This is a genomic window from Streptomyces sp. NPDC012637, assembly GCF_042954805.1.
Lineage (GTDB): Bacteria > Actinomycetota > Actinomycetes > Streptomycetales > Streptomycetaceae > Streptomyces.
Genome location: NZ_JBIBDS010000002.1, coordinates 58199 through 84238, shown reverse-complemented (window position 1 = coordinate 84238; position 26040 = coordinate 58199). Strand labels below are relative to the sequence as shown.

Annotated in this window: 21 protein-coding genes; 13 read left to right on the top strand and 8 right to left on the bottom strand. The window is 72.0% G+C overall.

The features are described from left to right. Positions 1–15 precede the first annotated feature (15 nt). From ACFY8W_RS08440 to ACFY8W_RS08430, 3 genes are read left to right on the top strand one after another with little or no spacing between them, the layout of a single operon-like run. Entirely contained in the window at positions 16–738 is a 723-nt protein-coding gene (locus tag ACFY8W_RS08440) for a DUF4232 domain-containing protein (RefSeq protein WP_391101993.1), read from the top strand. A gap of 53 nt (positions 739–791) precedes the next feature. Next, positions 792–1127, top strand: a complete 336-nt coding sequence (locus ACFY8W_RS08435) for a hypothetical protein (protein ID WP_391101990.1) — start codon at positions 792–794, stop codon at positions 1125–1127. Positions 1128–1141: 14 nt separating this feature from the next. After that, a complete protein-coding gene (locus ACFY8W_RS08430; RefSeq protein ID WP_391101987.1) occupies positions 1142–1624 on the top strand; it encodes a cupin domain-containing protein in 483 nt (160 codons plus the stop codon). Between the two features lie 120 nt (positions 1625–1744). Here the strand turns inward: ACFY8W_RS08430 and ACFY8W_RS08425 are convergent, their stop codons facing one another. After that, positions 1745–2977 (bottom strand): pyridoxal-phosphate dependent enzyme, encoded by a 1233-nt coding sequence (locus ACFY8W_RS08425; protein ID WP_391101985.1) that lies wholly within the window; start codon positions 2975–2977, stop codon positions 1745–1747. Between the two features lie 206 nt (positions 2978–3183). Between ACFY8W_RS08425 and ACFY8W_RS08420 the strand changes: the two genes are divergently transcribed. Next, positions 3184–4755, top strand: a complete 1572-nt coding sequence (locus ACFY8W_RS08420) for a S8 family serine peptidase (protein WP_391101983.1) — start codon at positions 3184–3186, stop codon at positions 4753–4755. Positions 4756–4862: 107 nt separating this feature from the next. On the opposite strand, the gene ACFY8W_RS08415 is transcribed toward ACFY8W_RS08420, so the two are convergent. Next, positions 4863–6089 carry a serpin family protein gene (locus tag ACFY8W_RS08415; RefSeq protein WP_391101981.1) on the bottom strand — a complete coding sequence of 409 codons (1227 nt, stop codon included), beginning with the start codon at positions 6087–6089 and terminating at the stop codon, positions 4863–4865. A 297-nt stretch (positions 6090–6386) separates the two neighbouring features. Here ACFY8W_RS08415 and ACFY8W_RS08410 point away from each other — a divergent pair, with 297 nt between their 5' ends. The 6 genes from ACFY8W_RS08410 (at position 6387) to ACFY8W_RS08385 (ending at position 12718) form a co-directional block, all read left to right on the top strand. After that, positions 6387–7511, top strand: coding sequence for a DUF4190 domain-containing protein (locus ACFY8W_RS08410; RefSeq protein WP_391101978.1), 1125 nt, complete (start codon positions 6387–6389; stop codon positions 7509–7511). Positions 7512–7709: 198 nt separating this feature from the next. Then, positions 7710–8462: a GntR family transcriptional regulator gene (locus tag ACFY8W_RS08405; RefSeq protein WP_391101976.1), complete on the top strand. Its 753-nt coding sequence runs from the start codon at positions 7710–7712 to the stop codon at positions 8460–8462. Between the two features lie 269 nt (positions 8463–8731). Further along, on the top strand, positions 8732–8911 hold the full coding sequence (locus ACFY8W_RS08400) for an SPOR domain-containing protein (RefSeq protein ID WP_128975943.1): 180 nt from the start codon (positions 8732–8734) through the stop codon (positions 8909–8911). A gap of 35 nt (positions 8912–8946) precedes the next feature. Next, complete coding sequence (locus ACFY8W_RS08395; RefSeq protein WP_391101974.1) at positions 8947–9396, top strand: NUDIX domain-containing protein; 450 nt, start codon at positions 8947–8949, stop codon at positions 9394–9396. Positions 9397–9505: 109 nt separating this feature from the next. Next, on the top strand, positions 9506–9928 hold the full coding sequence (locus ACFY8W_RS08390; protein WP_391101972.1) for an ATP-binding protein: 423 nt from the start codon (positions 9506–9508) through the stop codon (positions 9926–9928). A 144-nt stretch (positions 9929–10072) separates the two neighbouring features. Beyond that, positions 10073–12718 (top strand): SpoIIE family protein phosphatase, encoded by a 2646-nt coding sequence (locus tag ACFY8W_RS08385; protein WP_391101969.1) that lies wholly within the window; start codon positions 10073–10075, stop codon positions 12716–12718. Between the two features lie 8 nt (positions 12719–12726). On the opposite strand, the gene ACFY8W_RS08380 is transcribed toward ACFY8W_RS08385, so the two are convergent. Continuing rightward, positions 12727–13437 carry a PspA/IM30 family protein gene (locus ACFY8W_RS08380; RefSeq protein ID WP_391101967.1) on the bottom strand — a complete coding sequence of 237 codons (711 nt, stop codon included), beginning with the start codon at positions 13435–13437 and terminating at the stop codon, positions 12727–12729. 65 nt (positions 13438–13502) lie between these two features. Beyond that, positions 13503–15632, bottom strand: a complete 2130-nt coding sequence (locus ACFY8W_RS08375; RefSeq protein WP_391101965.1) for a TPM domain-containing protein — start codon at positions 15630–15632, stop codon at positions 13503–13505. A 174-nt stretch (positions 15633–15806) separates the two neighbouring features. Between ACFY8W_RS08375 and ACFY8W_RS08370 the strand changes: the two genes are divergently transcribed. Next, positions 15807–16826 (top strand): hypothetical protein, encoded by a 1020-nt coding sequence (locus ACFY8W_RS08370; RefSeq protein ID WP_391101963.1) that lies wholly within the window; start codon positions 15807–15809, stop codon positions 16824–16826. Between the two features lie 10 nt (positions 16827–16836). Here the strand turns inward: ACFY8W_RS08370 and ACFY8W_RS08365 are convergent, their stop codons facing one another. From ACFY8W_RS08365 to ACFY8W_RS08350, 4 genes are read right to left on the bottom strand one after another with little or no spacing between them, the layout of a single operon-like run. After that, on the bottom strand, positions 16837–17610 hold the full coding sequence (locus tag ACFY8W_RS08365) for a succinate dehydrogenase/fumarate reductase iron-sulfur subunit (RefSeq protein WP_391101961.1): 774 nt from the start codon (positions 17608–17610) through the stop codon (positions 16837–16839). A gap of 10 nt (positions 17611–17620) precedes the next feature. Beyond that, positions 17621–19510 (bottom strand): fumarate reductase/succinate dehydrogenase flavoprotein subunit, encoded by a 1890-nt coding sequence (locus ACFY8W_RS08360; protein ID WP_391103812.1) that lies wholly within the window; start codon positions 19508–19510, stop codon positions 17621–17623. Between the two features lie 19 nt (positions 19511–19529). After that, positions 19530–20351: a hypothetical protein gene (locus tag ACFY8W_RS08355; RefSeq protein WP_391101958.1), complete on the bottom strand. Its 822-nt coding sequence runs from the start codon at positions 20349–20351 to the stop codon at positions 19530–19532. A gap of 16 nt (positions 20352–20367) precedes the next feature. Beyond that, positions 20368–20595, bottom strand: coding sequence for a hypothetical protein (locus tag ACFY8W_RS08350; RefSeq protein ID WP_391101955.1), 228 nt, complete (start codon positions 20593–20595; stop codon positions 20368–20370). 250 nt (positions 20596–20845) lie between these two features. Here ACFY8W_RS08350 and ACFY8W_RS08345 point away from each other — a divergent pair, with 250 nt between their 5' ends. Both ACFY8W_RS08345 and typA read left to right on the top strand, forming a co-directional pair. Continuing rightward, on the top strand, positions 20846–23344 hold the full coding sequence (locus ACFY8W_RS08345; RefSeq protein ID WP_391101952.1) for an ABC transporter substrate-binding protein: 2499 nt from the start codon (positions 20846–20848) through the stop codon (positions 23342–23344). Positions 23345–23750: 406 nt separating this feature from the next. Then, positions 23751–25652 (top strand): translational GTPase TypA, encoded by a 1902-nt coding sequence (gene typA / locus ACFY8W_RS08340; protein WP_391101949.1) that lies wholly within the window; start codon positions 23751–23753, stop codon positions 25650–25652. Positions 25653–26040 lie beyond the last annotated feature (388 nt).

Here is a 26040-nt window from a genome sequence, read left to right as displayed (position 1 = left end):
CGGGGGAACACCACCATGCGTACGAAGCGCAAGAACACCGTCCTGGCCGTCACCGCCGCCGCCGTCCTCTCGCTGGGCCTGACGGCCTGTGGCGGCGACGACGGCGGGACCCGGGACGAGGGTGCCGCGGGCACCTCCTCCTCGGCGCCCTCCTCCTCGGCGTCCCCTTCCTCGGCCTCGGCGCCGACCGCCACCACGGGCGGGTCCGCTTCCGGCGGGTCGGCCTCCGCCGGCCCGGCGTCCGCGTCCTCCGGGTCCACCTCCGGCGGCACCGCCAAGAACGCCGCCTCGTCCGGCTCCAAGGCCCCGGCCTCCTGCACGTACAAGGACGTGAGGATCGCCGCCGCCAAGGTGGACGAGACGCCCACCGAGCACATCGTGCTCACCGCCACCAACACCTCCGGGCGCGTCTGCCGCCTCGACGGCTACCCGCTGATCGCCTTCGGCGAGATCCAGACCGCCAAGGACGTCCCGGCCGTGGCCAAGAGCAAGCCGGCCGCGCCCGTCGTGCTCCAGCCCGGTGCCCCGGCGTACGCCAACGTGCGGATCGCGCTCGGCGGAGCCCACGAGGACAACAGGGTCGTCACCTCGTTCAACGTGAACCTCTTCACCGGCAGCGCCCCCACCGAGGGCAGCATCGTCGTCAAGGCCCCGGCCGGCGGCCTGGCCGTCGACGAGGCCGCCGCCAAGACCGGTTACTGGACTCCGGAACTCCGCAACGGTGCCGACGAGTTCTGATTCAGCCACGGGAAGTCCGAACCGCCGGCCGGGCGGCCGGCGTCCTTCGTCGCATGATGAAGGACGGAATCGGCTTCCTGGCCGTGCTCGGCGGCTTCGGTGTCGCGCTCGTTGTGTGGGGCATCGGCGCGACTCCCGCCCTGACCGGCGGATTCGAGGGTGAGGGACGGGACTTCAGCGTGGTCTGGCTGGAGCTGCCGGTGATGCTGCTCGGCATCCCGGCCCTCACCCTCGGAGTCTGGGCACTGTTCCACCGGCGCTCCGCCGCCGTCCTCGCCGTCGCCGTCCTCGTGACCCTGCTCACAGCGGGGTGGGCGGGTGCGGAGTGGCTGGAGGTGCGGGTGCCGGAGTTCGGGTACGAACAGGGGGCGGTCGGTCCGGCCGCCTGACGAACGGAGCACCCATGTCGTACCCCGAACCCCGCTACCACGGCGAGAGCGGCGAGATCACCGCCGCCTTCCGGCCCGCCGGTACGCCCCCGGAGTTCGTGTCCCCGGGCGGGACGCGGACCCACTACCTCGCCACCACCGCTTCCACGGGCGGGGAGTTCGGCCTCTACCGGATCGACATGCAGGCGAAGGCCGGCGGTCCGTCGACGCACTTCCACCGCACCATCTCCGAGACCTTCTTCATCCTCGACGGGACGGTCCGGCTCTACGACGGCGAGCGCTGGGTCGACGCCGAGAAGGGCGACTTCCTCTACGTGCCGACCGGCGGTCTGCACGCCTTCCGCAACGACTCCGACGAACCCTCCTCCATGCTGCTGCTGTTCGCGCCGGGCGCGCCCCGCGAGGAGTACTTCGAGAAGGTCTCGACGGTGGCCGGGATGACGGACGAGGAGCGCACGGAGTTCTTCGTCAAGCACGACACCTACTGGACGGACTGACCGGCACCCACCGGACTGACCGGCACCCCACCGGACTGACCGGCACCCACCGGCCTGACCGGCACCCACCGGACCGATCGGTACCTACCGGACTGGCCGGCACCCCGCCCTGACCGGCACCTACCGGACGGCCCGGTCGCCGGCTCCGGCCGCGAGGCCGGTCTTCGCTCCCGCTCCGCACAGCGGGACGACGGTCGTTCCCGGGCGCTCCGGTGCGGCCCGTACGGCCGCCCAGCAGGCGACGCCCGTCGGCTCCACGTACAGCCCACGCCGGGCCAGGTCGAGCTGGGCGGCGAGGATCTGGTCCTCCGTCACGGTGTGGAAGGTCCCGCCGGAGGCCCGTACCGCCCGCAGGATCTGGGCCGCCCGGGGCGGTGCCGGGATGGCGATGCCCTCGGCGAGGGTGGGCCGGACCTCCGCGGGGCCCGGCGGCTCCTCCGAGCCCGCGTGGAAGGCCGCGGCCAGCGGGGAGACCGCCTCGGCCTGGACGGCGACGAAAGCGGGCCGGCGGTCGACGAGCCCGTGGCCGTACAGCTCCTCGACGGCGAGGGCGACGCCGAGCAGCAGCGTTCCGTTGCCGACCGGCAGGACGAGGGTGTCGGGGAGCCGGCCGCCGAGTTCCTCCCAGAGCTCGTAGGCGTAGGTCTTCGTGCCGTGCAGGAAGTGCGGGTTGTACACGTGCGAGGCGTAGAAGACGCCGGGCCCGTCGGCCGCGGCGCGGGCCGCCCGCGCGGTGGCCTCGCGGCCGCCGGGGACCAGGACCGTACGGGCGCCGTGGGCGCGGATCTGCTCCAGCTTCTTCGGGGAGGTCCCGTCCGGTACGTAGACGGAGCAGTCGAGTCCGGCCCGTGCGCAGTACGCCGCGACGGCCGTGCCCGCGTTGCCGCTGCTGTCGGCGATCACGGTGCGCGGCGCGAGCCGGCGGGCCAGCTCGGCGAGCATCACGGCACCCCGGTCCTTGAAGGACAACGTGGGCATGAGGAAGTCGAGTTTGGCCGAAACGGTGTCGGTGAGCGGGACCAGCGGTGTACGGCCCTCGCCGAGGCTCACCGGGGGCGCGCCGGTGGTGCCGGCCGTGGTGGTGGTGCCCGCCGGGCCGGTGACGTCCGTCGTGGTGGTGCCACCCGCCGCACCCGGCGCATCGGTCGTACCCGTCGCCCCGGGGGCGAGCGGAAGTGCCTCCGCGTAACGCCACAGGGAATTCACACGTGACGGAAGTGACGCGAGCGACTGGAGTGACACGGGGGCGGCGGCGTACGCGAGGTCCCAGGGGCCGCGGCAGCGCGGACAACACCAGGTGAGGGCGGTGTCGGGTGCCTGCGTACGGCACCGGGGGCACACGTAGTCGGTCATGATCCCCAGCATGTCAGCCGTGTGGCGGCGGCGTTACGGGGCGCTCGGGGCCCTTGTGGGATTCCTATGGATCCGTCAATCTTTCGCTCGGCGGCCGGACATGACGAGCGGCGCGGAGCCCCTGTCGCATTGTCATGTCCCTGCTAACCGTTTCACTGCTCAACAACCCCCACAGCAACGCACCACCTATGAGGAGGACCCCTCACATGTCCGTGATGCGTGACTCGCGGCGCAGACTCGCCGCTGCCGGCGCCATAGCCGTGGCGGCCCTCGCGCTCGGCTCCCTCTCCGCCCTCCCGGCCAACGCCGCCGGGACCGCCGAAGGCGTCATCCTGAACGCTGGCGCGGAAGGGACCGTCGCCAACAGCTACATCGTCACCCTCCGCGAGTCCGCCGCCCAGGCGGAGACCGCGCAGGGCCGGGCGGTCGCGACCAAGTTCGGCGCCAAGATCAAGCGGACCTACACGGCCGCGCTCAACGGCTACTCGATCGAGCTGTCCGAGGCCCAGGCGAAGAAGCTCGCCGCCGACCCGGCCGTCGAGTCCGTCAGCCAGAACCGTGTCTTCCACGTCGACGGCACCCAGCCCTCCCCGCCGTCCTGGGGCCTCGACCGGATCGACCAGAAGGCCCTCCCGCTCAACCAGAGCTACACCTACCCGGACAGCGCGGGCCAGGGCGTCACGGCGTACATCATCGACACCGGCGTCCGCATCAGCCACAGCGACTTCGGCGGCCGGGCCTTCAACGGCTACGACGCGATCGACAACGACAACACCGCGCAGGACGGCCACGGCCACGGCACCCACGTCGCCGGCACCGTCGCGGGCAGCTCGTACGGCGTCGCCAAGAAGGCGAAGATCGTCGGCGTCCGCGTCCTCGACAACTCCGGCTCCGGCACCACCGAGCAGGTCGTCGCGGGCATCGACTGGGTGACGCAGAACGCCGTGAAGCCGGCCGTCGCCAACATGAGCCTCGGCGGCGGGGTCGACACCGTCCTCGACGACGCCGTGCGCCGCTCGATCGCCTCCGGCGTCACCTACGCGGTCGCCGCCGGCAACGAGACCGACAACGCGAACAACCACTCGCCGGCGCGCGTCTCCGAGGCCATCACGGTCGGCGCCACGACGTCGACCGACGCCAAGGCCAGCTACTCGAACTACGGCAGCCTCCTGGACCTGTTCGCCCCGGGCTCCTCGATCAAGTCCTCCTGGAACACCAGCGACACGGCCACCAACACCATCTCCGGCACGTCGATGGCCACCCCGCACGTCGCCGGTGCCGCCGCCCTCTACCTGGCCGCCAACCCGACGGCGAGCCCGTCGGCGGTCGCCACGGCGCTCGTCAACGCCGCCACCCCGAACGTGGTAACCAGCCCCGGCACCGGCTCCCCGAACCGCCTGCTGTACGTCGGCGGCGGTACGACCACTCCGCCCGGCCCGCGCTTCGAGAACACCGCGGACTACACGATCAACGACAACGCGACCGTCGAGTCCCCGGTCACCGTCAGCGGAGTCTCCGGCAACGCGCCGTCCGCCCTCCAGGTGCCGGTGAACATCGTCCACACCTACATCGGTGACCTCCAGGTCCAGCTGATCGCGCCCGACGGGACCGCGTACACGCTGAAGGCCTTCGGCACCGGCGGCAGCGCGGACAACATCAACACCACCTACACCGTCAACGCCTCCTCGGAGGTCGCGAACGGCACGTGGAAGCTCCGGGTCACGGACAACGCGAACTACGACGTCGGCAAGATCGACTCCTGGGCGCTGCAGTTCTGATCCCCGTAGAGAACTGACCCGCGTACGCGAGCGGGAAGAGCGAGGGGCGGTCGCCGATCCGGCGGCCGCCCCTCCGCCACTCCTCGGCCCCGCGTTCAGCGGCTCCCTCAGTCCTCGTTCCAGTCCTCATCCTCGTCCCAGTCCACGTCCTGGTGGACGTACGGGACCGGATCGTGCACCCAGCCCGCCGTGAGGACCAGCCGCGAGGTGCGGTGCACCGTCAGGAAGCCGAAGGGCCGGTCGAAGGCCGCGCCGACCCTCCGGACCACGTACGGTTCGCGGACCACGCCCGCGCCGGCCGCCATCCCGAAGGCCGTCACGGCGGCCGCCTCGAAGCCCTTCGCGCCGAACCGCGCCATCGCCGCCTGCCGGGCCCCCTGGACGTAGAGCGGGGGATGGTCGGCGATGCCCGGGAAGTGGCCGCGGCCCGGGTCCCGCGCCGTGCCTAGGCCGAGCGGTTCGTGCAGCTCGGTGAGGTCGTGCGTGGCCTCGACCGAGAACGGCGAGGTCCTCACCCAGAGGTACGACGCGCGCGAGCTGCTGCGTTCGTTGCGGACGGTCAGGCCCGGGCCCGGCTCGCCCAGCGGAAGCAGGTGGCCCGGAACCGAGCGGAACGTGCCCGCCAGGACGTCGAGTCCGGCCTTCAGGACCGTGCCGGCGCCGGCCTCCTCCGGGCCGAGCAGCAGATGGACGTCGACCCCCGTGTCGCCGAGCACCTTCAGGACGGTCAGCGGCCCCGCGTCCGTCTCCGCCACGCCCACCCGGTCGAGCAGCTGGGTCGTGCGGTACAGCGCCACGAGCTCGCGGTCGGCCCAGGGGCCGTGAGCGGGGCGCATCCGGCCGTCGAGGAACGGGCGCAGCCAGGTCGTCCGTACGGCCTGCGCGGAAGCCAGGACCAGCTCCGTGTCCTCGTCGATGAGGACCGGCATCGCCGGTATCAGGCCACCGGTGTGCTTCGCCGCCCACGCGTCGAGGAGCCGCTTGCTCTCCGCGTCGTCCTCGCCGAGCCGTTCCAGCGTCGCCTCCGGCAGGCCGGCGGCCCAGTCCTCGCGCAGCGCCACGCGCGGGCGGGTCCAGAGGCCGATCGCCGAGTCGACCCCGCGCATCCGCCCGAGACCGGCGAGCAGTTCGCGGGCCGCGTCCGCCGCCGTGCCGGCCGGCAGGCCCAGGGCGTCCTCCAGTTCGCCGCGGGCGGGGCCGTCGGCGGCGTCCGCGAGGAAGGCGAGCAGCGGCCAGACACCGGCCGCCGACAGGACGGTGTCCCGGCCGTCCGGCAGGGCACCGGCCCAACGGGCCGTGAGCCGGTTGACCGCGCCTACCGTCGAGCCCCGCATGTCGCCCCCACTTCCGGACCGCGTACGATGCGCGCGGCCGTTCGATTGCTTGCATCCGGATCCGAGAATCCGATTGTCCGCATGCGCTTGTTGCGTCTGAATGTCTGCAGCAGATGGGCTGCAGCCGTGGTCCGCAGCCGGTCGTCCGCAGCCGGTCCTCGGACCGTGAAACAAGATCCCCGCCCCAACAGGAGCACCGTACTCGTGGACCCCGTCCAGCCGCCTCAGGATTCTCCGAGCCCGGAGCAGCCCCCGCCGCCGCCCCGGCAGGGCTGGCCCACGCCTGGTCAGGGGCCCGTGCCCGGTCCGTACGCCGCGTCCCCGGGGCCCTACACCTCCCCGCCGCCCGGTCCGTACGGGCCCTACGGGCCGGGTGGGCCGGGCCGGCCGGGAGCCGGTCCCTACGGGACGCCGCAGCAGACCACGAACGGTCTCGCCGTCGCCTCGCTCGTCTCCGGCATCGTCTGCTGCCTGCCGCCGCTCGGTCTCGTCCTCGGCCTGATCGCGCTGCCGCAGGCGCGGAAGAAGCAGCAGAAGGGCAAGGGCATGGCCATCGCCGGCATCGTGCTCTCCTCCGTCTCCTGCCTGCTGCTGATCCTCGGTCTCGCGTCCGGCGGGATCGGCGAGGCCTGGCGGAGCTTCAAGGAGGGCATGGACGAGGCCGCCGCCGCCCAGTCGCCGTTCTCGCTGCGCAAGGGCGACTGCTTCCGCGTCGACGGCAAGCTGGAGACCTACACCACCGACGTCGACACCGTCCCGTGCACCTCGCCGCACGAGGGCGAGGTCACCGGCGGCTTCAAGCTCTCCGGTTTCACCAGGTGGCCGGGCGAGGACGCGATCGACCGGGTCGCCGAGGACCGCTGCGACCGGACCAACAACGCCTACGCTCTGGACACCTGGGCGGTGCCGGAGGACGCGCTCGTCTACTACTACATTCCCACCAAGGCGAGTTGGCGGGCCGGGGACCGCTCGGTGACCTGTGCCTTCGCCACGGAGAAGGCTCCCCTCACCGCCTCGCTGCGCAGCGACGAGTCCACCCTCGACCCGCATCAGCTGCACTTCCTGCGGACCGTCAACCCGATCGACGACGCCCTCTTCGAGGAGCCGGAGGAGGACGTGGACACCGACCTCGCGGCCAACAAGGCCTGGGCCGGGCAGGTCCACGAGGCCGTCACCTCCGCGAGCAGCGGTCTGCGCGGGCACGCCTGGTCCGGTGCCTCCGCCAAGCCGGTCTCCGAGCTGGCCCGGAAGCTGGACGCCGCGGCGGTGAAGTGGAAGAAGCTCGCCTCGGCCAAGGACGCGAACGCGTTCTGGGACGTCTACGAGGAGGCGTACGACGCGCTGTCGACGGACTTCGAGGCCTCGTCGCGCGCCTCGCTCGGGCTTACGGAGACGCTCGAGGACAGCGGCGAGAAGGTCTGACGGCCCGTCGTTACGGGGCGCCCCGCAGGCCTGACCCGTGAACGCCGCGGATTCCGACGGGAGTTCGGTGGCTATACCTGCGACGAGCGTTTACGTAAAGGCAAGTCATCACTTCGGGTGAAACTCTGGCCCATGCTTGCGACCGTGCACCCTCGGTTGCCAGGCTGTAGCTCACAGTCAACCTGAGGGGAGTGTCCAGTGACGTTCGGTGAGCAGCCCGCCTATCTGCGTGTGGCGAGCGATCTGCGGGAGAAGATCGCCAACGGCTCGCTTCCCCCGCACACCCGGCTCCCCTCGCAGGCGCGCATCCGCGAGGAGTACGGGGTCTCGGACACCGTCGCACTGGAGGCCCGCAAGGTCCTGATGGCCGAGGGTCTGGTGGAGGGCCGCTCGGGCTCGGGTACCTATGTGCGCGAGCGGCCGGTGCCGCGCCGGATCGCCCGCTCCGGCTATCGCCCGGGCTCCGGCGCGAGCCCCTTCCGCCAGGAGCAGGCCGCCGAAGGGACGCGCGGCACCTGGGAGTCGGGCAGCGAGCAGGAGCCGGCGAGCGTCGAGGTCGCAGCCCGGCTCGGCGTCGAGCCGGGGGAGCGGGTCATGCGCACGCGGTACGTGTTCCGGGACGCGGGCGAGCCGATGATGCTCTCCACCTCCTGGGAGCCGCTCTCGGTCACCGGCCGGACCCCGGTGATGCTGCCCGAGGAAGGGCCGCTGGGTGGCTGCGGGGTCGTCGAGCGGATGGCCGCGATCGACGTGGTCGTGGACAACGTGCTGGAGGAAGTCACCGCCCGCCCCGGCCTCGCGGAGGAACTGCTGACCCTGGGCGGAGTGCCGGGCCATGTGGTGATGGTGATCGAGCGTACCTACTACGCCTCGGGCCGGCCGGTCGAGACCGCCGACGTCGTCGTCCCGGCCGACCGCTACAAGGTCGCCTACCACCTGCCGGTGCGGTGACCGGAGGGCCCGGCGGCCGGGGGCGCCGGGGCGTGGAGTGCGAGGTGCCGGAGGGGGCACGTCGCGGTGACGGGGCGTCGGATTCGCTGACGCGGCGGCGTCTTCCGCCGCCGCGAGGACCGGACGACCGCTTGTTACCGGCCAGATACATATCTCTTTGTGAAAACCCGTATCCGCTGCGTAAAGGTCAGGCGTAAGCTCGGGCATATGCGCAGTGCGGTTTCCAGGAGATCGTCAGACATGGCCGGAGCGGCGGAGGGGGAAGTCCGATGAGCGACAGCGGTCCCGACCTTGCCTGGCTCGTCATACGCCAGGACGACAACGGCAACCGCTACCGCGTCGGCAGGTACGCGACCAAGGACGAGGCCCAGAAGGTCGCCGACAGCCTCGACGACCGCGGACACAAGCAGCTCTACTGGGTCGAGCGCATCGGTCAGCCCGCGCTCTGACCTCCGGGTCCCGGGAGCGCGTTAGGCTCCCGGGCATGACCGAACGCAGTGCCGGCCCCGTGGTCGTCGTCGCCGGGGCCCTGTACGACCGGGGGCGACTGCTGGCCGCGCGCCGCAGCGCCCCCGCCGAACTCGCCGGCCGCTGGGAGCTCCCCGGCGGCAAGCTGGAGCCGGGTGAGAGCCCCGAAGAGGCCCTGGTCAGGGAGCTGCGCGAGGAGCTCGGCGTCGAGTCGGAGACCACGGGTCGCATCCCCGGCGAGTGGCCGCTGAAGCCCGGTTACGTCCTGCGGGTCTGGACCGCCCGCCTGCTCTCCGGTGAGCCCGAGCCGCTGGAGGACCACGACGAGCTGCGCTGGCTGGCCCGTCACGAGCTGGACTCCGTCGACTGGCTCGACCAGGACCGCCCCGCCGTCGCCGAGGCGGCGCGCCTGCTTCCGGCCGTCCCTGACGCCTCGGAAGACCCGGTGGAGGGCGCTCGGGGCTGAGTCCTACGCCGTTCGTACCACCATGCGCCGACGGCACCGGTCGGTGCGATATCCCACTCCGAATATCGGGTATGTCGTGATTAACCCCCCGAAATAGGACGTGGGCCTCGTGATCGACACCGAAGGCGACTGCGCCGAGTGGCACTTTCCCGCGGAGGCCAACGCCGTGCGCACGGCCCGTCACGCGGTGCGGGACACCCTCAGGGCCTGGCGGCTCGATTCCGTGATCGGCGACGTGACCGTCCTCCTCGTCAGCGAACTCGTGACCAACTCGCTCCGCTACGCCTCCGGGCCCATCGGCGTCCGCCTCGTCCGCCTGAACCCCGACGGAACCCGCCCCGGCCCCGGCCCCGCCCTTCTGGTGGAGGTCTCCGATCCGCTTCCGGACGAGCCCACCGAGCGGCCCGCCGGACCCGAGGACGAAGGCGGCCGGGGACTCCAGCTCGTGGCCTGTTCCGCCCGCCGCTGGGGCACCAAGGCCGGGCACCACGGGAAAACCGTGTGGTTCGAGCTGGCCTTGCCTGGTGAGTAAACAGGGTGGGACGACGATCAGCGGGGCTCGGCCGGAAACGAACGAGACCACCCTGTGATCGTGAACGTCGTGCCGACGGGGGCCATGGTGCTGAATACTGCCGTCATGGCCGGTCCGGTGCGGTGAGCTGGAGGGGACGGTCGCGTGAGCGAGATACCTGAGACGGCGAGCGGTGTCGTGTGGCAGAGCAGCCCGCCCGGGTCGATCTATGACTACATCCGGGTCGCCTCTTTCTCGATAGGCCCCGACGGGCTCGTCGACCAGTGGAGCAGACGGGCCGTCGAGCTCTTCGGTGTGACCGCCGAGGAGGCCAGGGGCAAGGATCCAGTGGACGCCTTCCTGCCCGCCGACCAGCGCGAGCGCGGACACCGCAGGATCCGGGAGATCCTCGACGGCAAGGAGTGGACGGGCCTCGTCCCGTTCCGGATCCCCGGCGAGAACCGTCCGCGCGGTATCGCCGAGATCTACGTCATGCCCAGTGAGACCCAGAGCGGCGAGCGGGCCGCGCTGTGCATCGTGGTCGACGTGCGCGCCCTGCGCCGCATCGAGACGGACCTCGCCGCTTCGCAGGCCATTTTCGGCCAATCGCCCTTCGGCTTTCTGCTCTTCGGCACCGACCTCACCGTGAAGCGGGCCAACCGCCGCTTCGCCACGGTCTTCGGCGGCTCCGCCGACGACCACCGCGGCCGGACAGTCCACGACTACCTCGCCAGGCCCGAGGCCGACCGGATGACCGCCGCGCTCCGCAAGGTCCTGGAGACCGGCGAGTCCGTCGCCGACCTCCAGATCGTCGGCGCCGCGCCCGGCTCCAGCGACCGCCGCCACTGGTCGGTCAACCTCTACCGCGTGCACAGCGGCTCCGGCCGGCCCATCGGCGTCGCCGGGCTGGGCATCGACGTCACCCGCCGGCAGAGCGCCGCCCGCGAGGCCGCCAGCGCCCGCCGCAACCTCGCCCTCCTCAACGAGGCCGGCGCCCGCATCGGCAACTCCCTCGATCTCGAGGCCACCGCCAGAGAACTCCTCGACGTCGCCGTCCCCGGCTTCTGCGACCTCGCCGCCGTCGACCTCTACCAGGGTCTGCTCACCGGCGACGAGGCCCCGCCCGGACGCTGGGGCAGCTCCCACGACGTCGGCTACGGCGCGGGCAGCGCCGAACTGCGCCGCGTGGCCGTCGCCAGCGCCGTCGCCGACACGCCCGTACGCGTCGGGAAACCGCGGCAGAGCGAGGACGACGAGCCCGCCGGAAGCACCGGGAAGAGCGCCGGCGCCACCGGAACCGCCGGGTCCACCCCGACGGCCGGCGAGCTCTGTTGTGACGAGAGCCCCATCGAGGTCGGCTCCGTCCACCGCTACGCCTTCAACTCCGCGTGCGCCGGGGCCCTGCGCACCGGGCGGGTGCGCACGGTGCCCGGCGTGGACGGCGGTCTCGTCCAGTCCACGCTCGTCGTGCCGATGGTCGCCCACGACACCGTCGTCGGCCTCGTCCAGTTCTCCCGCGCCAAGGGCAGCGAACCCTTCGGGGAACGCGACCGCGCCCTCGCCGTCGAACTCGCCGCCCGCGCCGCCGTCTGCATCGACAACGCGCGCCTCTACCGCCGCGAGCACGAGCGCGCCCTGATCCTCCAGCGCAGCCTGCTGCCCCCGGGCGACCCCGAGGCCGCCGGACTCGACATCGCCTGCCGCTACCTCCCCGGCACCGTCGGCTCCGAGGTCGGCGGCGACTGGTTCGACGTCATCGAACTGCCCGGCCACCGCACCGCGCTCGTCGTCGGCGACGTCATGGGCCGCGGCCTGCGCGCCGCCGTCGCCATGGGCGAACTCCGCACCGCCGTGCGCACCCTCGCCCAGCTCGACCTGGAGCCCGCCGAGGTCCTCTCCCACCTCGACGAGATCGCCCGCGGACTCGGCGCCCCGGCCGACGCCCAGCAGTCCGCCCGCGCCCACAAGGCCCGCGGCCCCGAACTCTCCGAGGTCTACCTCGCCACCTGCGTCTACGCGGTCTACGACCCGGTGACGCGACGCTGCACCTTCGCCAACGCGGGCCACCTCCCGCCCGTGCTCGTCGAACCGGGCGGTGAGGCCCTGCTCCTCGACGTGCCTCCCGGGATGCCGCTCGGCGTCGGCGGCGAGCCCTTCGAGGAGGTCCAGGTCGACCTGCCCGAGGGCGCGCTCCTCGCGCTCTACACCGACGGACTCGTCGAGTCCCGCGACCATCCGCTCGACGAGGGGCTGAGCGCCTTCCGCGGCGCCCTCACCGATCCGGGCCGGCCGCTCGAGGACGTCTGCGACCACGTCCTGACCACTCTCGACACCCGGCACGGCGAGGACGACATCGCCCTGCTCATGGCCCGCATCCAGGGCCTGCCCAGCGAGGCCGTCGGTGACTGGCGGCTCCCCAGGGAACCCCGCTCGGTCGGCCGCGCCCGCGAGCTGGCCCGTGCCCAGCTCACCGCCTGGGAGCTCGAACCCCTGGTGGACACCGTGGAGCTGCTGGTCAGCGAGCTCGTCACCAACGCCCTGCGCTACGGCGAGGGCGAGATCCGGCTGCGGCTGCTGCGTGACCGCACCCTGGTCTGCGAGGTGTGGGACGCGGGCCTGGTCCAGCCGCGGCGCCGCCGCGCCAAGGACACCGACGAGGGCGGCCGCGGGCTGCAGCTGGTCGGACTGCTCAGCGCCGCCTGGGGATCGCGCCGCACGCCACGCGGCAAGACCGTGTGGTTCGAGCTCCAGCTGCCGGACGGCGACGGCTCGGCCGAACCCACCGTCGACCAGCTGCTCAGCATGTTCTGAGGGACCGGTCAGGCGGCCTTGAGCCGGGCGAGCCTGGCCTCGACCTCCGCCTGGTCGCCGAGCGCGTCCAGCTGCTCGAACTGGGCGTCCAGCGAGGAGGCGGCGAGCTCCTGCTTGCCCAGGGCCTTCGCCTCCTCCCGGCGCACCTTGTCCTCGAAGCGGCTCAGCTCGCTCGTCGGGTCCAGGACGTCGATGCTCTTCACCGCGTCCATCATCCGGTTCTGCGCCTGCGCGGACTTCGCCCGCGCGACCAGCTCGTCCCGCTTGGCCTGAAGCTCGCTCAGCTTGGCCTTCATCTGGTCCAGGCCGGACCTGAGCTTCCCGACGACCTCGGTCTGCGCGGCGATCGTCGGCTCGGCCGTCCGCGCCTCCTTCTCCGACTGGAGCTGGCGGCCCAGTGCGACCTTCGCCAGGTTGTCGAAGCGGTCCGCCTCCTCGGTCCGGCCGCCGGCCCGCAGCTCGTCCCCCTTGCGGCTGGCGGCCAGGGCCTTCTCGCCCCACTCCTTCGCCGCGTCCAGGTCCTCCTGGTGGTCCTGCTCCATCAGCCGCAGATTGCCGATGGTCGCCGCGACCGCCTCCTCCGCCTCCGCGATGTTGTTCGAGTAGTCGCGGATCAGCTGGTCCAGCATCTTCTGCGGATCCTCCGCCTGGTCCAGCAGCGCGTTGATGTTGGCCTTCGCCAGCTGGGCCACCCGGCCGAGGACGGTCTGCTTGCTCATGGTCGGACTCCTTGCGTGCACCCCGTACGAGACGTACGAGACGGGTCGTGAAAGAGAGGACGGCGTCAGAAGCGGCCGCCACCGCCCAGCCGGCCGCGCGTGCCACCGCCGCCGAAACTGCCGGGCCCGCCGCCGAAGCCCCCGCCCCCGAAACCCCCTCCGGAACCGCCACCACCGTGCCCACCCCCACGACCTCCGCCGAACAGTCCGCCGAGGATGATGCCGCCGAGCACGGCTCCTCCGAGCCCGCCGCCTCCGGCACCTCCCACCCCTGTTACACCGCCCAGGCCGTTCGGGTTCCCGTACGCCCGCACGTCCTGCTCCGCCAGCTCCTGCGCCCGCCGGGCGAGCGCGTCCGCCTGCTGCGCCTCGGCGAGCGCCGCCGCCGGGTCCTCGTCGGCCAGCTGCCCGGCCCGGTCGAGCCGTCGCCGCGCCTCGGCCAGGCGGGTGCGGGCCTCGGCGCCGACCGCGCCGCGGTGCGTCGTGACGTAGTCTGCCGCGGCACCGATCGCGGACCGGGCCGTCAGCGTCGCCTGGTCCAGGAGCGCCCGGGCGCGCCGGTCGCCCGACTCGCGCGCCCGCGCGCCCTCCAGGGCCTCGTCGAGCGCGGTGTCGGCCTCCTCGACCCGGCGGAGCGCGTCGATCGGGTCGTAGCGGCCCGACTCCACCGTGGTCCGCACGGCGGCGAGCACCGACTCGGCCCGGCCGATCCGGCCCCGCAGGTCCGCCGTCGGCACGTCCTCCGCCGTGCCCTGGAGCAGGCCGCGGGCGTCGGCCAGGTCCGCCTCGGTCTCGGTCAGGGCCCCGGACAGCTTGCCCACCGCCTCCGCGAGCTCCTGGGCCCGCCGGTCCACGGCCTCGATCAGCCGCGCCGCCTGGTCGACGGCGCCCTCGGCGGCCCGGATCTGCACGGCCGCGCCGCCGTTGTCGCCCCGGTCGACCAGCTGCCGGGCCTGGTTGATCGTGCCGGTGGCGAACACCAGGCGGTCCTTGGCCTGTTCGACGTCCCCGGACACCGGCGCCGCCGCGGCCTCGGTGTACCGCTCGCGCATCGCCGTCAGCGCCGCCTCCGCGGTGCCGACCCGGCCGGTCTGCTCGCGGAAGGCCGCCTCGACCGCCGCCAGCGCCTGCGGGGCGTTGCGCTCCAGGTCCCGCAGCCGGTCGAAGCCGGCGGACTCGGCGTCGAGTCGGGCGTTGCCCTCGGCACAGCGCCGCAGGATCTCCTCCAGCATGGACCTGCGCGTCGCGTCGTCCTCGGGAAGGGCGTCGTCGAGCTGCTGGCGCAGCCGGAACGCGGTCGTGAGCTCGCCCTCCGCGTACCGCACGGCCTCGGTGAAGGGCTTCACCGCCTCCTCGCCGAACTGGGCGGTCGCGAAGCCCAGTTCCTCATGGCTGGTGCGCACCGCGTCGTCGGTGGCGACGAGCGCCTGACGGGCCTTCCCGTCCAGTTCGTCGAGCGCGGGCAGCGCGGGAACTCCCTTGGGGGCGCCCCAGCCGGTGCCCCCGCTGGCGGAACCCCAGCCCCCGCCGCCGGGCGTGGTGCGGTTGGCGGCCCTGCGACGGCGTCTGGTGTACGTGTACGCGGCGAGGGCGCCCGCGCCGCCGACCAGGGCGACGGGCAGGATGAGGTCGGAGGCGGAGGTCGGGTCTTCGGACGCGGTGCCGCCGGGGTCGGCGGGGCCGGGGGTGATCGCGGGCGCGGGGACGGGCTGTCCGGCGAGCACGGCGGTATAGCCGTCCGCGGCGCCGATGGCGGCGCCCGCCCAGTCGTTCTGCCGCAGGGCCGGTTCGATCGCCGTGCGCGCCACGTCGTCGAGCTGGGCCTGGGTGAAGCGCGAGTCCGGGTCGGCGGAGTAGCCGTACTGCCGGTCGTGGGTGGCGACGGCGAGGAGGACGTCGTCGTCGCCCAGTCCGTTCCGTTCGGCGGTGGCGTCGGCCCAGCCCTGCGCCCCGCGGCCGGAGAAGTCCCGTACGTACACGACGAAGAGTTGCACCCGCCGGGCGTCGTAGAGCCCGTCGAGGGCCTCGACCACGGCGGGCCGGCGGTCGCCGAGCGCGCCCACCCGGTCGGTGATCTGTCCCTCGCGGGACAGGACGACGGGATCGTCGGCGTGGGCGCCGGGCGCGGCGGGCACGACCAGCCACCACGCCGCCGTCAGCGTCGACAGCAGGACTCGGGCGGCTATTCGCGTCACGAAAGCGAGGCTATGTCCGGGCTTGTGCGCCCGCGACCGGACCGAGGCCGGACGGGAACGGGGGACGAGCGGAAGCCGACGGTCCATGCGGAAACCGTTCTCCACAGGCTCGCGTCACTGTCGGTAGCCATCGCTACGGTGGTTCCAGTGACACGACGACCCTCGGGGGGCCCAGTGACCGGACGGTGGAAGCGCGCATGGCGACGGGGGCGCTGGTTCGCCCTCGTGCTCGCCCTCGTGCTCGTCGTGCCCGTGCTCGCCGCGGGCACCGCGCTCCGGCTCAACTACACGGGGGAGCTCCGCGAGGACGCGACGACCCGGGGCAAGGACGCGATATGGCTGGGCCACGCCTGGGTCGACGGCCGGAAGAAGGACGCCGACCTCATCGCGTTCGCCGCGCGGATCAAGGACACCGGCATCCGCGACCTGTACGTCCACGCGGGGCCGCTGGAGCATGACGGCACCCTGCCCGCCGAGCGCTATCCCCGGGCCGCCTGGCTGATCGGTGCCGTGCACCGCACCATGCCGGGCATACGGGTGCACGCGTGGCTGGGCGACGTCCTCGCCACCGAGGGACCGAACGGACTGCGCCTGGAGGACACCGGCTCGCGGGCCGCCGTGGTGACCTCGGCCCGGCAGATCCTCGACGCGGGCTTCGACGGCGTCCACTTCGACCTGGAGCCGCTGCACTCGGACGACGCCCACTACCTGTCCCTGCTCGACGACCTCCGGGCGCTGACCAGGGCCCGCCAGGCGCCGCTGTCGGTCGCCGCGCACCAGATAGACCCGCTGCCGGCCGCCCACTCGGTCCTGGGCGCGGTCAGCGGCAGCGAGAAGTGGTGGTCACAGGAGTTCTTCGGCCAGGTGGCCCGGCGCGTCGACCAGATAGCCGTCATGTCGTACGACACCTGGATGCCGCTGGAGGGCCTGTACGGCGGCTATGTCGCCCAGCAGACCAGCCTCGCTCTGGAGGTGACTCCCGAGGAGACCGATCTGCTCATGGGCCTGCCCTTCTTCCACGAGGACGACCTCGGCCACCACGAGTCGGCCGAGACGGTCGCCGCGGCCGTCCGCGGCGCACGCCTCGGCCTCGGCCGCACCGACCCGGGCCGCGAGCGCTTCGGCCTCGCCCTGTACGTCGACTTCGCGGCGGAGGAGCGCGACTGGACGGCCTACCGGGAGGGCTGGCACTGACCGGGGCCGGTCATGTGCCGCTCCGGCGCCGGATCTTGTTGCCCAGCCACACCACCGGGTCGTACTTGCGGTCCACCACGCGCTCCTTCATCGGGATCAGGGCGTTGTCCGTGATCTTGATGTCCTCCGGGCACACCTCGGTGCAGCACTTGGTGATGTTGCAGTAGCCGAGGCCGTGTTCGTCCTGGGCGGTGCGGCGGCGGTCCAGGCCGGCCTCGTCCGCAGCGTCGAGCGGGTGCATGTCGAGTTCGGCGATCCGCATGAGGAAGCGCGGGCCGGCGAAGACGGCCTTGTTCTCCTCGTGGTCGCGGACCACGTGGCAGGTGTTCTGGCACAGGAAGCACTCGATGCACTTGCGGAACTCCTGCGAGCGGTCGACGTCCTCCTGCCGCATCCGGTACTCGCCGGGCGCGAGCCCGGCGGGCGGCACGAAGGCCGGGATCTCCCGCGCCTTCGCGTAGTTGAAGGAGACGTCCGTGACCAGGTCGCGGACGACCGGGAAGGCCCGCATCGGGGTGATCGTGACGGTCTCGTCCCGCGCGAAGACCGACATCCGGGTCATGCACAACAGCCGCGGCCGCCCGTTGATCTCGGCCGAGCAGGAACCGCACTTGCCGGCCTTGCAGTTCCAGCGGACGGCCAGGTCGGGCGCCTGGGTGGCCTGGAGGCGGTGGACGATGTCGAGCACCACCTCGCCGTCGTGCACCTCGACCGTGTAGTCGGTGAGTCCGCCGCCGCCGGCGTCGCCCCGCCAGATCCGGAACCTCGCGTCGTACGTGCTCATGCGTCCCGCCTCATGACTCGAGCTCCTCCTCGGCCAGGTACTTCGCCAGTTCCTCCTTCTCGAACAGGGCGAGCAGGTCGTCCCTGATCGGTTCGGTGCGCACCCGCTCCAGCTCGATCCCGCCGCCGGGGACCGCCCGGCACAGCAGGTTCACCGGGCGCCAGGCCCGGTCCATCGCCGGGCGGTCCTCGCGGGTGTGCCCGCCGCGCGACTCGGTGCGCTCCAGGGCCGCCCGGGCCACGCACTCGCTCACGAGCAGCATGTTGCGCAGGTCGAGGGCGAGGTGCCAGCCGGGGTTGAACTGCCGGTGGCCCTCGACGGAGACCCGCCGCGCCCGCTCGCGCAGCTTCGCGATCCGCTCCAGGGCCTCGGCCATCTCGCCCTCCCGCCGGATGATCCCGACGAGGTCGTTCATGGTCTGCTGGAGCTCCTGGTGGAGCGTGTACGGGTTCTCGGCGGCGTCGCCGAACGACTCGCCGTCGAACGGTGCCAGCGCCTCAGCCCGGGCCGCGGCGACCGCCTCCTCGCCGACCTCGTCGGCGGTGGCCCCGGCCGCGTACTCGGCGGCGTGCAGTCCGGCCCGGCGCCCGAACACGAGCAGGTCGGAGAGGGAGTTGCCGCCGAGCCGGTTGGAGCCGTGCATGCCGCCCGCGACCTCACCGGCCGCGAACAGGCCGGGCACGCCGGCCGTGGCCGCGGTCTCCGAGTCGACGGCGACGCCGCCCATCACGTAGTGGCAGGTCGGGCCGACCTCCATCGGCTCGGCCGTGATGTCGACGTCCGCCAGTTCCTTGAACTGGTGGTACATCGACGGCAGCCTGCGCCGGATGACCTCCGCCGGCATGCGGGTCGACACGTCGAGGAAGACCCCGCCGTGCGGGGAGCCGCGGCCCGCCTTGACCTCGGCGTTGATGGCCCGGGCCACCTCGTCGCGGGGCAGCAGCTCGGGCGGCCGGCGGTTGTTGTCCGGGTCCTCGTACCAGCGGTCGCCCTCCTCCTCCGACTGCGCGTACTTCTCCTTGAAGACCTCGGGGACGTAGTCGAACATGAAGCGCCGGCCCTCGGAGTTGCGCAGCACGCCACCGTCGCCGCGCACCGACTCGGTGACGAGGATGCCCTTCACCGAAGGCGGCCAGACCATCCCGGTCGGATGGAACTGCACGAACTCCATGTTCACCAGGGGTGCCCCGGCGAGCAGCGCGAGCGCGTGCCCGTCGCCCGTGTACTCCCAGGAGTTCGACGTCACCTTGAAGGACTTCCCGATGCCGCCGGTCGCGAGGACGACCGCGGGCGCCTGGAGCACGAAGAAGCGCCCGGACTCGCGCTCGTAGCAGAAGACGCCCGCGACCCGGCCGAAGGCGTCCTTGAGGACGCGGGTGACCGTGCACTCCTGGAAGACCTGCAGACCACTCTCGTAGTCGCCGGTCGCGCGGTGGTCCTCCTGCTGGAGGGAGACGATCTTCTGCTGGAGCGTACGGATCAGCTCCAGGCCGGTGCGGTCGCCGACGTGCGCGAGACGCGGGTACTCGTGGCCGCCGAAGTTGCGCTGGGAGATCCGTCCGTCGGGCGTGCGGTCGAAGAGCGCGCCCCAGGTCTCCAGCTCCCACACCCGCTCGGGGGCCTCCTGGGCGTGCAGCTCGGCCATCCGCCACTGGTTGAGGAACTTCCCGCCGCGCATGGTGTCGCGGAAGTGGATCTGCCAGGTGTCGTGCGGGTTGGCATTGGCCATGGAGGCGGCGATGCCGCCCTCGGCCATCACCGTGTGCGCCTTGCCGAAGAGGGACTTGCAGATGACGGCGGTACGGGCCCCGCGCTGCCGTGCCTCGATCGCCGCGCGCAGCCCGGCGCCGCCCGCGCCGACCACGATCACGTCCCACTGCTGTCGTTCCACAGGACTCACCGGAGTCACAGGAGTCATCTCAGAAGAACCTCGGGTCGTCGAAGGCGCCGGTGGCGAGGAGGTACACGTAGAGGTCGCACACGGCGACGCTGATCAGCGAGGACCAGGCGAGGAGCATGTGCCGGCGGTTCAGCCGGCCCACCCAGGTCCACAGCCGGTAGCGCACCGGGTGCTTCGAGAAGTGCCGCAGCCGGCCCCCGACGACGTGCCGGCAGGAGTGGCAGGACACCGTGTACGCCCAGATGAGGACGATGTTGATCAGGAAGATCAGCGTTCCGAGGCCCGCGTGCCCCCACTCGTAGTGCTCGTCCCGGAAGGTCAGCACGGTGTCGTAGGTGAGGACGCCTGCGACGGGCAGGGCCAGGTAGAAGAAGTACCGGTGGATGTTCTGCAGGATCAGCGGGAGACGGGTCTCCCCGCTGTACGCGCGGTGGGGTTCGGCCACCGCGCAGGCCGGCGGCGAGGCCCAGAAGCCCCGGTAGTAGGCCTTGCGGTAGTAGTAGCAGGTCAGCCGGAAGCCGAGCGGGAAGATCAGGATCAGCAGGGCGGGGGAGAGGGTCCACCAGCTGCCGAAGACCTCCCAGTTGGGGCCGCCGCGCATCGGCACGCAGTTCTCCGCCAGGCACGGCGAGTAGAACGGCGAGACGTAGGGCGCGGCGTAGTAGTCGGCGTTCGCGAAGGCCCGCCAGGTCGAGTACGCGACGAAGGCGAGCAGTCCTGCGGCGGTGACGGCGGGTGCCAGCCACCAGCGGTCGGTGCGCAGATGGCGGGCGGCGAGGGAGGCGCGCCCCGGAGAGCGCACCCCCGTCGCCGCTGAAGGGGGTTCGGTACCTGTGGCCAACAGGGCCTCCTCGGCTCTACGGCGCGTGGCGGTCGCGTGCTCCCAGGCCCTCGTCGTCGGTGTCCGTCCACTTCTGGGAGTCGTACGGGGTGTCGGGGATCGTCACGATGTTCTCGGTGCGCCCCTTCGGCGGCACCCTGGGTGCGCTCCGCTCGGCCCCGACGCGTCGTTCCAGTTCTTCGACCGTGTGTTCCAGGTCTTGCAGACGGCGCTTGACGGCCGCCAGGTCGTCCTGAACGGACATGGTTGCCCTCACTTCCGCGAGCGCGGGTCACACGCGAGTGTCGCGCGTCACATCCCGCTTGTGAAGCCGTGTGCACGTGATTCCACTCGTCCGGAGCGCCCCGGCGTCCGGGCGATTGGGCCGCACGAGTGGGGTTTGCCGGCCGTGCCGCCGTGTCGCCGTCACCGGATCCGCTCCGTCCTTTTCAGTGTATGAGCAATAGGTGTGATCATCTCCAAATGGCAGGAAACTGGACGAAGGGGTACAAGTCATGTCCCAGGTCGGCGCCCCTCGCGGGAGGACATGCTCCAGGAGCCCCCGCTCCCGCACGCTCCGCTCCGTGGCCTCCCTCGGCAGTGCGGTCCTCGCCCTCGCCGTGCTCGCCGGATGCAGCTCCGGCGACGGCGGCGACGAGCCGCCCGCCGCCGCCCAGGACCACGCGCCGGCCGCACGCGACCAGGTCGCCGACGGCGGGACCCTGCGCTGGGCCGTCGACGCGCTGCCCACCACGCTCAACGCCTTCCAGGCGGACGCCGACGGCGCCACCGCCAGGGTCGCCGGGGCCGTGCTCCCCGCCCTGCACACCCTCGACGAGCGTGGCCGGCCGCGGCTCAACCCGGACTACCTGGAGTCCGCGCAGGTCGTCGAGACCGAGCCCCGGCAGGTCGTCCTCTACAAGCTCAACCAGCAGGCGGTGTGGAGCAACGGCCGGGAGATCGGCGCACCGGACTTCGTCGCCCAGTGGCGCGCGCTCAGCGGCCGCGACACCGCGTACTGGACCGCCCGCAACGCCGGGTACGAGCGGATCGAGAAGATCGAGCGCGGCAAGAACGACCTGGAGGTGCGGGTCACCTTCGCCAAGCCGTACGCCGACTGGCGCGCGCTCTTCACCCCGCTGTACCCGAAGGAGGTGATGGGCTCCCCGAACACCTTCAACGACGGTGCGCGCACCACCCTGAAGGCCACCGCAGGACCGTTCCTCCTCAAGGCGATCGACCGGAAGGCGGGCAGCGTCACCCTCGCCCGCAACCCCCGCTGGTGGGGTCAGAGCGCGAAGCTCGACAGCCTCGTCCTCAGCGCCGTCCCGCGCGCCGGCCGGGCCGCCGCGCTCGCCGCGGGCAAGCTCGACCTGGCCGAGATCGACCGGGCCGCCGCCGAGCGGATCGCCCTCGCGGTACGGGACGCCCGGGCCGCCCGCAGCGGCTCGCAGGGCGCGGTCGCTCACGGACCCGGCGCCGGGATCACCCCGGCCGCCGCCCTCAGGTCCTGGGCGCTCGCGTACGGCTCCGACCAGGAGAAGGCCGCGGAGGTGCGCGCCGCCCGGGAGAAGAACCAGAAGGCCGTCACCGCGTACGCCGCCGAGCAGAACGGCCTGGCGAAGTTCGTCGTCCGCAAGTCCCTGGAGCCCGCCTACACCCAGCTCTCCCTCAACGGCGAGTCGGGACCGCTCGCCGACGAGCGGGTACGCCGGGCCGTGGCCCGCGCCATCGACCGCCAGGAGCTGGCCGAGACCGTGCTCAAGCCGCTCGGCCTGCCGGCCAGGCCGCCGGGCAGCCACCTCGCGCTGGCCGGGCAGGCCGCGTACGCCGACAGCAGTGACGCGCTCGGCGACCAGGACACCAAGGAGGCGCGGGCGCTGCTCGCCGACGCCGGATGGGTGCCGGGCGGCGCGCTGAAGAAGCCCGTGGCCGGGACGAAGGCGGGCAGCGAGGCGGAGAAGAAGGCCGCGAAGAAGGCCGCGGAGAAGAAGGACGCGGCGAAGGAGGAGGACGCGGCCGCGACCGACGAGGAGAAGACGGCCGAGGAGAAGGCGGCCGAGGAGAAGGCGGCGGAGGAGAAGAAGGCCGCGGAGAAGAAGGCGGCCGCCGAGAAGACGCGGAAGAAGGAGGCCGACGCCGCCTCCGACGAGGGCGCGTACATCGTCGGCGACGACAAGCCCGGGGACCGCATGATCAGCCCGCTCATCGGCGCCGGCGGCCCGGAGAACGGCACCAACATCCTCGCCCCGGCCCCCGTCGCCGCCTTCCAGAGCGCCGCCCTGCTCAGCCAGGCCGAGGCCCTCGACACCGGCTCGGGCTCCGGCGCCGCCACCGGCACCCAGGCCCACTCCCAGCTCCAGGCCCACCCGGCCAAGCCGGTGGCCGGCGCCTACGCGCCGCGCGGCTCCGCCGCCCCGGCCGTGGCGGACACGGCCGCGCAGGCGCTCGGCAAGGACGGCAAGCCGCTCAGCCTCCGTTTCGTCCTGCCCTCGGGGCCGGGCTCGGAGTCGCTGCGGGCGGTCGGCGACCGGATCGTCCGGATGCTCGACGCCGTCGGCATCCGTACCGAGGTCACCAAGGTCTCCGACGAGAGCTTCTTCAAGGACCACATCGCCTCCGGCGCCTACGACCTGGCCCTGTACTCCTGGCCCGCCACCGCCTTCCCGGCGACCGACGCCCGGCCGATCTACGCCAAGCCGGAGCCGGCCTCCGACGGCTCGCTGCTCGTCGAGCAGAACTACGCCCGGGTCGGCACCGACCGCATCGACCAGCTGTTCGACCAGGCGGCGAGCACCCTCGACGAGGAGGAGGCCCGCGACCTGGTCCGCCAGGCCGACGCCCGGATCTGGGCCGCGGCCGGTTCCATCCCCCTCTACCAGCGTCCGCAGCTGGTGGCGGTCAAGCCCGAGGTGGTGAACGCCGGCGCCTGGGGCTTCGCGGCCCCGCGCTACCAGGACATCGGCTTCAAGAAGCCCGAGTCCGCGAAGGGTGCCGAGCGCAACAGGCGCTAGGGCTCTCCTCCGGATCCTGACCGGGCCCGCGGCGTGTCCGGCCCCGATCCGAAAGAAGCGGCCTGGCCCGCCCCTCCCGCCGCCCGTCGCGGAACCTCAGGCTCCGGCCGCACGCAAACCGCCCCATTACCCGAAAGCGGCCGAAACTCCAAGTCACAAGCTCAGAACCAGCTCAAGTTCCTTGCCCGCCGGTGATCCCGGCGGGCAGGATCGCCAAGGCCCTTTGACCCGGTCGCATGATCTTCCCCACACCCTGAAACCTCCCAGTAGACCCTCTCGGATCCCTCCGGGGAAGCCCCTTGCACGGCAGCCCCGTACCATAGGACATAGCCGTGGCGCGTCCGCCCGGCGGGCGTAAGAGGAACTGACGCCGATTCCCACGATCCGAGAGAAGCGCAAGCCACCCATGCCCACGCGCCACGACATCCGTAACGTCGCCATCGTCGCCCACGTCGACCACGGCAAGACGACCATCGTCGACGCCATGCTCAAGCAGGCCGGTGCCTTCGCCGCCCACCAGCAGGTCGACGACCGAGTCATGGACTCGAACGACCTGGAGCGTGAGAAGGGCATCACGATCCTCGCCAAGAACACGGCGGTGAAGTACCACCCCAAGGACGGCGGGGCCCCGATCACGATCAACATCATCGACACCCCCGGCCACGCCGACTTCGGTGGCGAGGTCGAGCGCGGTCTGTCGATGGTGGACGCGGTCGTCCTGCTCGTCGACGCCTCCGAGGGCCCGCTCCCGCAGACCCGCTTCGTGCTGCGCAAGGCCCTCCAGCAGCGCAAGCCCGTCATCCTCTGCATCAACAAGACGGACCGCCCGGACTCCCGGATCGACGAGGTCGTCAATGAGACCTACGACCTGTTCCTGGACCTGGACGCCGACGAGGACCAGATCGAGTTCCCGATCGTCTACGCCTGCGGCCGTGACGGCGTCGCCTCGCTGACCAAGCCGGAGGACGGCACCGTCCCGGCGGACTCCACCAACCTGGAGCCGTTCTTCTCCACGATCCTGGAGCACGTCCCGGCCCCGGCCTACGAGGAGGACGCGCCGCTCCAGGCCCACGTCACCAACCTCGACGCCGACAACTTCCTCGGTCGCATCGCGCTGCTCCGCGTCGAGCAGGGCGAGCTGCGCAAGGGCCAGACGGTCGCGTGGATCAAGCGGGACGGCACGATCTCCAACGTCCGCATCACCGAGCTGATGATGACCGAGGCGCTCACCCGCAAGCCGGCCGAGGTCGCCGGCCCCGGTGACATCTGCGCCGTCGCCGGCATCCCCGACATCATGATCGGCGAGACCCTGGCCGACCCGGAGAACCCGGTCGCGCTGCCGCTGATCACGGTCGACCAGCCCGCCATCTCCATGACCATCGGCACCAACACCTCGCCGCTCGTCGGCCGTGGTGGCACCGGCAAGGGCGCGGACGCCAAGACCGCGGTCAAGGACCGCAAGGTCACCGCCCGCCAGGTGAAGGACCGTCTGGACCGCGAGCTGATCGGTAACGTCTCGCTCCGCGTCCTCGACACCGAGCGCCCGGACGCCTGGGAGGTCCAGGGACGTGGTGAGCTCGCGCTCGCCATCCTGGTCGAGCAGATGCGCCGCGAGGGCTTCGAGCTCACCATCGGCAAGCCCCAGGTCGTCACCAAGGAGATCGACGGCAAGATCCACGAGCCCGTCGAGCGCCTCACGGTCGACGTGCCCGAGGAGCACATGGGTGCCGTCACCCAGCTCATGGGCGTCCGCAAGGGCCGCATGGACAACATGTCGAACCACGGCTCCGGCTGGGTCCGCATGGAGTTCGTCGTTCCGTCCCGTGGCCTCATCGGCTTCCGTACGGAGTTCCTGACCCAGACCCGCGGTACGGGCATCGCGCACTCGATCCACGAGGGCCACGAGCCCTGGTTCGGCCCGCTGCAGACCCGTAACAACGGCTCCCTGGTCGCCGACCGCGCCGGTGCGGTCACCGCGTTCGCGATGACCAACCTCCAGGAGCGCGGCGTGCTGTTCACCGAGCCCGGCACCGAGGTGTACGAGGGCATGATCGTCGGCGAGAACTCGCGCTCCGACGACATGGACGTGAACATCACCAAGGAGAAGAAGCTGACGAACATGCGGTCCTCGTCGGCCGACTCGTTCGAGGCGATCGTCCCGCCGCGCAAGCTCTCCCTGGAGCAGTCCCTGGAGTTCTGCCGCGACGACGAGTGCGTCGAGGTGACCCCGGAGGCCGTCCGCATCCGCAAGGTCAACCTGGACCAGCGCGAGCGCGCCCGCGCCGCCTCCCGCGCCAAGAACGGCTGACGCGTCGACAACGACAGAGGCGTCGGCGACCGCTGACGCCGCCCGCCGTCGGCCCCGCTCCGGGGCCGGCTGAGCGGAACATCACACTCCGGGTCCGGCCCCTCGCACGACGTGCGAGGGGCCGGACCCTTCTTCGGTGGATCGTCAACTTTTCGTCAACCTGATTTAGGAGGGGCGACGTCCGGATATCGGCCGTCGCTCTCCGGAACGTGTGTTAACGGTCCGTTTCGTCGCTGTCTGTCTGTGCTCGCTTTGTCCGGATTTCGGTCTTACGGCCCCTGCTGATGTTGTCAAAACGAGACCACTTAAGTGTGGTTTACAGCCCGGGCGTACTTAATAGTTGGCTCCATTGAGCTCGGGTCAATGGGTCACGCACTGTGGGGAGTGC